6 protein-coding genes and 1 pseudogene are annotated in these 8,392 nt (G+C 63.0%); 4 read left to right on the top strand and 3 right to left on the bottom strand.

Annotated elements, in window-relative coordinates; all coding sequences use genetic code 11:
- Nucleotides 1-171 precede the first annotated feature (171 nt).
- Nucleotides 172-456: a type II toxin-antitoxin system RelE/ParE family toxin gene (locus ACPT9U_RS16825; protein WP_011342942.1), complete on the bottom strand. Its 285-nt coding sequence runs from the start codon at nt 454-456 to the stop codon at nt 172-174.
- Nucleotides 453-731 (bottom strand): hypothetical protein, encoded by a 279-nt coding sequence (locus ACPT9U_RS16820; RefSeq protein ID WP_011342941.1) that lies wholly within the window; start codon nt 729-731, stop codon nt 453-455. The genes ACPT9U_RS16825 and ACPT9U_RS16820 overlap by 4 nt, the downstream gene beginning before the upstream one ends.
- Nucleotides 732-984: 253 nt before the next feature.
- On the opposite strand from ACPT9U_RS16820, the gene ACPT9U_RS16815 reads away from it, so the two are divergent.
- The 4 genes and pseudogenes from ACPT9U_RS16815 to ACPT9U_RS16800 all read left to right on the top strand — a co-directional run bounded on the left by ACPT9U_RS16815 (nt 985) and on the right by ACPT9U_RS16800 (nt 6,902).
- Entirely contained in the window at nt 985-1,563 is a 579-nt protein-coding gene (locus ACPT9U_RS16815; RefSeq protein ID WP_013521166.1) for a recombinase family protein, read from the top strand.
- Nucleotides 1,560-4,589: a Tn3 family transposase gene (locus ACPT9U_RS16810; protein ID WP_435751787.1), complete on the top strand. Its 3,030-nt coding sequence runs from the start codon at nt 1,560-1,562 to the stop codon at nt 4,587-4,589. Before ACPT9U_RS16815 ends, ACPT9U_RS16810 begins: the two co-directional genes overlap by 4 nt.
- 47 nt (nt 4,590-4,636) lie before the next feature.
- Nucleotides 4,637-5,167 (top strand): annotated as a pseudogene (locus ACPT9U_RS16805) (type IIL restriction-modification enzyme MmeI); the annotation flags it as partial.
- 424 nt (nt 5,168-5,591) lie between these two features.
- Complete coding sequence (locus ACPT9U_RS16800; RefSeq protein ID WP_435751786.1) at nt 5,592-6,902, top strand: helix-turn-helix domain-containing protein; 1,311 nt, start codon at nt 5,592-5,594, stop codon at nt 6,900-6,902.
- 832 nt (nt 6,903-7,734) lie between these two features.
- Here the strand turns inward: ACPT9U_RS16800 and istB are convergent.
- On the bottom strand, nt 7,735-8,392 hold a 658-nt coding region (istB, locus tag ACPT9U_RS16795; RefSeq protein ID WP_435751785.1), incomplete at its 5' end, for an IS21-like element helper ATPase IstB.

The raw sequence follows: 8,392 nt of genomic DNA, 5'->3' as shown, positions 1-8,392 counted from the left end.
ATGCAATTGAGTGCTGTAGCGCTACGAGCTGGGGATTCTAAAAAATTTGATAGCAAATTGGCTCGGCATCGCGGAGCGATGAGTGACTGCTTCTGGCCGCCTGCCGCCGACCGCGGTCTGGCTCGAAAGCAGTCTGTCAACGCGCCGTTTCATTGTTGCCATGATCATCTCTTAATCGCGCACAGGCGGCCACAGGCGGGCAGTATGAACCAGCGTCAGTATCCACACCGTTTCGCCGTCGATCTGATACACCAGGCGATAGCTTTCGTGCGGGATCAACTCGCGGGTCCCGGGAATCTTTCCCGGCTTGCCCAGCATGGGGTGCTGGATCAAGCGGGCGGCCGCGTCGCTGAAAATCTCATCCATCCGGGCCGCCGCGCGCGGATTGTCGGCTGCGATGTAGTCCCACACATCGGCACGGTCTTGCTGCGCTTCGGGCGTCCAAACAACCCTCACGCCTGGCTCGCCACACTGGCACGCCGTGCGGCGAATTCGGCCTCAACTTCATCGTTCGACCGCCCCAATCCAGCGCGCATCGAAGCCCGGCCGGCTTCGACCTTGCGGCGCAGGAACTCGTCGTACTCGCGCGACTCGCGCTGGCGCTGAACGAACTCGCGCATCAGCTCGCGCAGCACTTGCGACGCCGGGCGATGGGCCGCCTCGGCTTCGGCCATAAACTCGGCGCGCAACTCAGGCTCCAGCTTCATCGTGAAAACGGCTTGTTTTGACATGATCGGGGCCTCCTGCCACTTGATACTAACAAAGTATATACGCCGTCATTACTAAGCGCTATTCACAGAACGCTGCAAGGCGGGCGTGCGCTAGGCCAAGGCCTGTCGGAAAACATTTGTTTTTCGACAGGCCTTCAACGGTCCTCTGCACCAACCTCCGAGTGGCCGCAAAATTGTGCGGAAAACTCTGTCGCCAGACGCTACCATACGGAAACCTCGTCTTAATGGTTTTCCGCTTATGTTGGTAGGTTACATGCGCGTGTCGTCGGACTCCGACCGCCAGAGCACGAACTTGCAGCGCGATGCGCTGCTCGCCGTCGGCGTCGATGCGCGGCATCTGTTCGAGGATCATGCTTCCGGCGCGAAGGACGACCGCGCGGGCCTGGCGCGGGCGCTCGAATTCGTTCGCCCTGGCGACGTGTTGGTCGTGTGGAAGCTCGACCGGCTCGGCCGTTCGTTGTCGCACTTGCTCGCCATCGTGACCTCGCTCAAGGAAAAGCAGGTGGCGTTCCGCTCGCTGACGGAGAACCTGGATACCACGACGCCCTCGGGCGAGTTTCTGTTCCAGGTGTTCGGCGCGCTCGCGCAGTACGAACGCGCCTTGATCCAGGAACGTGTCGTCGCCGGTCTGGCTGCCGCCCGCAAACGCGGCCGGATCGGCGGCCGGCCGCAGGCGATCACCGGCGAGAAGCTGGAGGCCATCGTCGCTGCGCTCGATGGCGGCATGTCCAAGGCGGCGGTGTGCCGCAACTTCGGCGTCAAGCGAACCACGCTGATCGAGACCCTGGCACGGGTTGGTTGGACGGGCTCTCGTGGAGCGTCATCGCGATGACGACCAAGAGCGAACGATTGACCGTCCTGTCGGACGCCGAGCAGGAAGCCCTGTACGGCCTGCCGGACTTCGACGACGCCCAGCGGCTGGAATACTTGGCGTTGACTGAAACCGAACTGGCGCTCGCCAGCAGCCGGCCTGGTCTCCATGCCCAGGTCTATTGCATCTTGCAGATCGGTTACTTCAAGGCCAAGCATGCCTTCTTCCGCTTCGACTGGAGTGAGGTCGAGCACGATTGCGCCTTCGTGCTGAGCCGCTACTTCCACGGCGAGTCCTTCGAGCACAAGCCAATCTCCAAGCACGAGCACTACACCCAGCGCGAGTGGATTGCCGATCTGTTCGGCTACCGGCCGTGGGCGGCCGAGTTCCTGGCGCAGCTCGCGCAGCAGGCCGCGCAGACCGTGCGGCGCGACGTGATGCCGGGGTTCATCGCCGCCGAGCTGATCGTCTGGCTAAACGAGCACAAGATCATCCGGCCCGGCTATACCACCCTGCAAGAGCTGGTGAGCGAAGCCCTGTCCGCCGAGCGTCGGCGGCTGGCTGGCCTGCTGTCGGAAGTGTTGGACGAATCGGCCAAGGCCGCGCTGGGTCGGCTTCTAGTGCGTGACGACACCCTGTCGCAATTGGCTGCGCTCAAGCAGGACGCCAAGGACTTTGGCTGGCGTCAGATGGCCCGCGAACGCGAAAAGCGCGCCACGCTGGAGCCGCTGCACCGGATCGCCAAGGCGCTGCTGCCCAAGCTCGGCGTCTCGCAGCAGAATCTGCTGTACTACGCCAGCCTGGCGAACTTCTACACCGTCCACGATCTACGCAACCTGAAGGCCGATCAGACCTACCTCTACCTGCTTTGCTATGCCTGGGTGCGCTACCGGCAGCTTTCCGACAACCTGGTCGATGCGATGGCCTACCACATGAAGCAGTTGGAGGACGAAAGCAGTGCGGGCGCAAAGCAATCCTTTGTCGCCGAGCAGGTGCGCCGTCAGCAAGACACACCGCAGGTCGGCCGCCTGCTGTCGCTTTACATCGACGACAGCGTGCCCGATCCCACGCCGTTCGGCGATGTGCGCCAGCGCGCCTACAAAATCATGCCCCGCGATACGCTGCAAACCACCGCACAGCGCATGAGCGTGAAGCCGGTGAGCAAGCTGGCTTTGCACTGGCAGGCGGTGGACGGCCTGGCTGAGCGCATCCGCCGCCATCTTCGGCCGCTGTATGTCGCGCTCGACCTCGCTGGCACTGATCCGGGCAGCCCGTGGCTCGTGGCGCTGGCCTGGGCCAAGGACGTGTTCGCCAAACAGCAGCGCCTATCGCAACGGCCGCTCGCCGAATGTCCAGCGGCCACGCTGCCGAAACGCTTGCGACCGTACCTGCTGACCTTCGATGCCGATGGCAAGCCGACGGGCCTGCATGCCGACCGCTACGAGTTCTGGCTGTACCGCCAGGTCAGGAAGCGCTTCCAGTCGGGTGAACTCTACCTCGACGACAGCTTGCAGCACCGGCATTTTTCCGACGAGCTGGTTTCGCTGGATGAGAAGGCCGCCGTGCTGGCGCAGATCGACATCCCGTTCCTGCGCCAGCCACTCGATGCCCAGCTCGATGCGCTCGCGACCGAGCTGCGCTCTCAGTGGCTGGCCTTCAACCGCGAGCTGAAGCAGGGCAAGCTGACGCACCTGGAATACGACAAGGACACGCAGAAGCTGACATGGCGCAAGCCCAAGGGCGAGAACCAGAAGGCGCGTGAGAAGGCGTTCTACGAGCAACTGCCGTTCTGCGACGTGGCCGACGTGTTCCGCTTCGTCAACGGCCAGTGCCAGTTCCTGTCGGCGCTGACGCCTTTGCAGCCGCGCTATGCGAAGAAGGTCGCCGACGCCGACAGCCTGATGGCGGTCATCATCGCGCAGGCGATGAACCACGGCAACCAGGTCATGGCACGCACCAGCGACATCCCGTACCACGTGCTGGAGAGCGCCTACCAACAGTACCTGCGCCACGCAACGCTGCACGCGGCCAACGACTGCATCAGCAACGCCATCGCCGCGCTGCCGATCTTCCCGTACTACTCGTTCGATCTCGATGCACTGTACGGTGCCGTCGATGGTCAGAAATTCGGCGTCGAGCGGCCGACCGTGAAAGCGCGCCACTCGCGCAAATACTTTGGGCGCGGCAAGGGCGTGGTCGCCTACACGCTGCTGTGCAACCACGTGCCGCTCAACGGCTACCTGATCGGCGCGCACGATTACGAGGCCCATCACGTGTTCGACATCTGGTATCGCAACAAGTCGGACATCGTGCCGACCGCGATCACCGGCGACATGCACAGCGTCAACAAGGCCAACTTCGCTATCCTGCACTGGTTCGGCCTGCGTTTCGAGCCGCGCTTCACCGACCTTGGCGATCAGTTGAAGGAACTCTACAGTGCCGACGATCCGGCGCTGTACGATCAGTGCCTGATCCGGCCGGCCGGGAGAATCGACCGCGATCTCATAGTCAGCGAGAAGCCGAACCTCGACCAGATTGTCGCCACGCTCGGACTGAAGGAGATGACGCAGGGCACGCTGATCCGCAAGCTATGCACCTACACCGCGCCGAACCCGACGCGGCGCGCGGTGTTCGAGTTCGACAAGCTCATCCGCAGCATCTACACGCTGCGCTACCTGCGCGATCCGCAACTGGAGCGCAACGTTCACCGCTCACAGAACCGCATCGAGTCCTATCACCATCTACGCTCGATCATCGCCCAGGTCGGCGGCAAGAAGGAATTGACCGGGCGCACCGACATCGAAATTGAGATCAGCAACCAGTGCGCCAGGCTGATCGCCAACGCGGTCATCTTCTACAACTCGGCCATCCTCTCGCGGCTGCTGATGAAGTACGAGGTGAGCGACAACGCCAAGGCGCACGCTCTCCTGACCCAGATATCGCCGGCCGCCTGGCGGCACATCCTGCTGAACGGGCATTACACCTTCCAGAGCGACGGCAAGATGATCGACCTGGATGAGCTCGTGGCGGGGCTGGAACTGGGATGACGGAAATTTCGGCGGTTCCGGCTTAGAACCCCGAAAAGGACTATCTCGGTGTTCCAGAAGTCTCGTCCGAGCGTCGCCGCTTCATTCCCATCGCCTTTCTCTCTGCGGACACCATTGCGAGCAACAAGGTCCAGATCGTGGAAGGGGCAACGCACTACCATTTCGGCATGCTGTGCAGCACGATGCACAACGCTTGGATGAGGACGGTCGCAGGCCGCCTTGAAAGCCGCTATAGCTACGCCCCCGCCGTCTACAACAACTTCCCCTGGCCGACCCCGACCGACAAGCAGCGCACCGCCATCGAGGCTGCTGCACAGGGGGTGCTCGATACACGCTCCACGTACCCCGATTCAAGCCTGGCCGATCTGTACGACCCGCTCACCATGCCGCCCGACCTGGTGAAGGCGCATCAGAAGCTCGATGCTGCTGTGGATGCTGCGTATGGATACAAGGGCGGTTCGACCGACGCCGCGCGGGTGGCTTTTCTATTCGGAATGTACCAGCAGCTCACCAGCTTGCTGCCGGCCGACTGCGGAAAGCCCAGGCGTGCGCGGCGTGTGAACGCGGAGGCGGTTTGACGACGGTGCGGCGCGCCGGGGCGTTTTTTTTTTCGTCATGAAACGGGTATTCTGAATTCCAGATAGCCGAAAGCGCCCGACGGCGGGGGCTGTTCCGATGCTTCTTCGCTCACCCGGCTGGCGGCTGGAGCGTCAGAAAGGATCAGGCCGTGCTGGTCAATCAAAACGACTTCAGGCCACGCGCCTGGAAGGATCTCGACAGAGCAGTGGCCGCGCTGGCATCACTTGGCGCGCCCGATGCGCGCATTGACTTGCGGTAATATGACCGCAGAAAGAAAAAAGCCCGCTGGCAGGCGGGCTTTTTAGAAGTTCTCCGGATCGACGCGGTTGCAGCCGCTCCCCGGGGCCTATCAACCTGATGATGGCAGGCGACAGATGACCAGATTTTACAGCATCTCGTGCTCGCTGCAAGCGAGCACGAGACATGACAAGAACTAACCTCAAGCGGCAGCAGCTCTCGCTCGACTTCTCGAGCCCCGGCGATCACGCCGAGCTGATCCACAGCGGCGACCGGCACGGCACTGTACTCTTCTGGGAACGCCTGGCCGACGACGGTAAGCGCTGGATCAAGTGCCGCCCGACTGAAAACCTCCCCGCGATCGCGGAACAGCTGCGCTCTCGCGCCGACGCATACTTCACCGTCAACCAGTTTGCGGGCTGGCGTGAAGTTCGGCTGCTCAAGAGCCTTCGCGCGGTCTATGTTGACCTCGACGGCCAGCAAGACATCGATTTCGTCCTCGAGGCGCTGCTTTCAGCACAGATGCCAGCGCCGAGCCTGGCGGTTTTTTCTGGTCGCGGCCTGCACCTTTACTGGCTGCTGCGTGCCACGCCTGGCAAAGCGTTGCCGGTCTGGCAGCGCATCCAAGATGCCATTCTCAAGACTTTGAGTTCGATCGGCGCTGACCCAGCATGCCGTGACTGCACGCGCGTGCTTCGATTGCCTGGAACGATCAACAGCAAGAACGGCGTGGAAGCGCGCGGGCTCATGCTGACAGGCGAAGAGTGGGATCTGCATAGCCTGGCTGATGAGATCTTGGGCCCTCGCAAGGCAGGTCGCCCCAAGGCCTCGATTTCGGACTTCAACGCGGCGGCGGCTCGAGCTGGCCGACGGTCCGTCCTGGCAGGCTCGATCTACGGCTGGTGGCACACGGTTTATTCCGACCTGGTGAAGATCACCAACCTCGAGCACGGCAATCGTTTGCCCGAGGGCAGCCGAGATCGGCTCCTGTTTCTCCACGCGGTCGCGTTGTCCTGGTTCGCTCAGCCCGATGCGATCGAGTCCGAGATCCTGAGCGTTGGGCGGCTCATCACGAATTTCTCCGACGACGAGATCTTGGCCACGATGGCACCGGTCATCAGTCGGCGACACATGGCAGACAAGGGCGAGAAGATCACCTGGGACGGGCGTGAGGTCGATCCGCGCTACTTCTTCAAGGCGGCGACGCTGCGTGACTGGATCGGACACGACATCGTCAGCAGATACGCCGACCAGCTGCGGGCTCTCGCCCCTGCAGAGGTCATCCAGGAGCGTAAGAAAGCTCGTGACGCAGAACGCGATCGCGTTGCAGAAGGCCGTTGGCAAGACAGCTACACGGGGGATGGTGTTCGCGGCAGCAACGAGCAGAAGCGCGCATCGGCACGCTTGATGGCTTCCCAAGGAATGACTCAGACCAAGATTGCTGTTGAGCTAGCTGTCAGCAAAATGACGGTCAGCCGCTGGCTTAGGGCCGTGTAACGCAACCGCCCTCCTTATATAGCCCCCCGGAGGGTGTGGCCGCTGTTTTTGTTGTTCCGTGTGTTTTGGTACTGGTTGTCCAGCAGGGGGGGGTTCTTGGTTTTTGGTGTTCTGTTTTCAAAAGAAAACAGTGTGCGCTCCCGGACGTTCCGACTGAGCAGCCCTTGGGCTGCGATGGAGGTAGGCCGGCGACAAGCGAGAGCGCGTCAGGAACGGTAGTCCAGGTCGTTGATCTGCCGCTTCATAGGGGTGGGGGGCCGGGGGAGGGGCAGAAAGACCCCCCGGCCCCCCACCCCTATTTAACAGGCCTCCTGCCGCAGCTCGACCCCTGGCGTCACATCGAGCAGCAAAACAAACACAAAGAGAAAAAGGGGAAAATCAAAAAGCTAGAGATCGACGGGCAGTATGAAGGGCGGTCTAAGCGGCTCGACCCGGCAAGCCGGGCCGACCGGCCGCAAGCGGCCCCCTTCGGGCGCTAAGCCCCGGACAAATCGGCCCCAGCCCGCACGCGGGCCGCGGCCTCAGCCGGGTTTCTGTGGAAACCGCCCCTGAACGGCCTTCAAGGGTCCATAGCTCGCTTTTGTCTTCAAGAGAGGGTCCGCCCCATCATCCTCTGTGAATCCAGCTGCGCATTCCGACGATCGTGACCGCTCATACCGACGAACGTGACCGGTGTTCTGTGCGCGCCAGCGTGGTGTTCAGAGTTTAACCGCGTCGGTCACGATCACGGTCATTTCGGGGCATGGCATAGGCTTATCCACAGGCGGCCGCCAGCGCGCCTCACTCGCTGGCGGGCGGCCGGCTGTGGGTAAGCCGTACAGCGCGCGCGGCCTCATGCTGTTGCCTTCTTTCGCATCGATTCGCCCTTCAGGGCGAGCTTGTGCGCGGCATGCACGATGCGGTCGAGGATCGCGTCGGCGAAGGTCGGGTCGCCGAGGTAGGCGTGCCAGTGCTCGATCGGCAGCTGGCTGGTGATCACCGTCGAGCGGCTGCCGACACGGTCGTCGAGGAGCTCGAGCAGATCGCTGCGCTCGGCCGCCGAAGGCGCCGCCAGACCCCAGTCGTCGATCACGATCAGGTCGAGCCGGGCCAACTGCATCAGCCGCCGGCTGAAGCTGCCGTCGGCGTGCGCGAGGCGCAGCTCCTCGAACAGGCGCGGCAGGCGCACGTAGTAGGCCGACAGGCCCTGGCGGCAGGCGGCGTTGGCGAGCGCGCAGGCGAGCCAGGTCTTGCCGCTGCCGGTGGGGCCGGTGATCAGGCAGTTCTGCGCCTGGCGGATCCAGTGGCAGGTGCCCAGCGCGGCGAACTGGCTGCGCTCGAGCCCTCGCCCGGCGCGGTAGTCGACATCCTCCAGGCAGGCGCCGCCGACCTTGATACGGGCGGCCTTGAGCAGGCGCTCGATGCGCTTGCTGTCGCGCAGCAGCAACTCGCGGTCGATCAGCTGGGCCAGGCGCTCGTCGAAGGTGAGCGCCTCGATGGCGGGATGGGCG

The organism is Thauera sp. AutoDN2 (assembly GCF_051280715.1).
Taxonomy (GTDB): domain Bacteria; phylum Pseudomonadota; class Gammaproteobacteria; order Burkholderiales; family Rhodocyclaceae; genus Thauera.
This window is presented reverse-complemented; position numbering and strand designations above follow the sequence as displayed.

Coding starts and splice junctions, on each gene's coding strand:
- ACPT9U_RS16815 (WP_013521166.1), top strand. CDS start 985: ATGCGCGTGTCGTCGGACTCCGACCGCCAGAGCACGAACTTGCAGCGC.
- ACPT9U_RS16820 (WP_011342941.1), bottom strand. CDS start 731: ATGTCAAAACAAGCCGTTTTCACGATGAAGCTGGAGCCTGAGTTGCGC.
- ACPT9U_RS16800 (WP_435751786.1), top strand. CDS start 5,592: ATGACAAGAACTAACCTCAAGCGGCAGCAGCTCTCGCTCGACTTCTCG.
- ACPT9U_RS16810 (WP_435751787.1), top strand. CDS start 1,560: ATGACGACCAAGAGCGAACGATTGACCGTCCTGTCGGACGCCGAGCAG.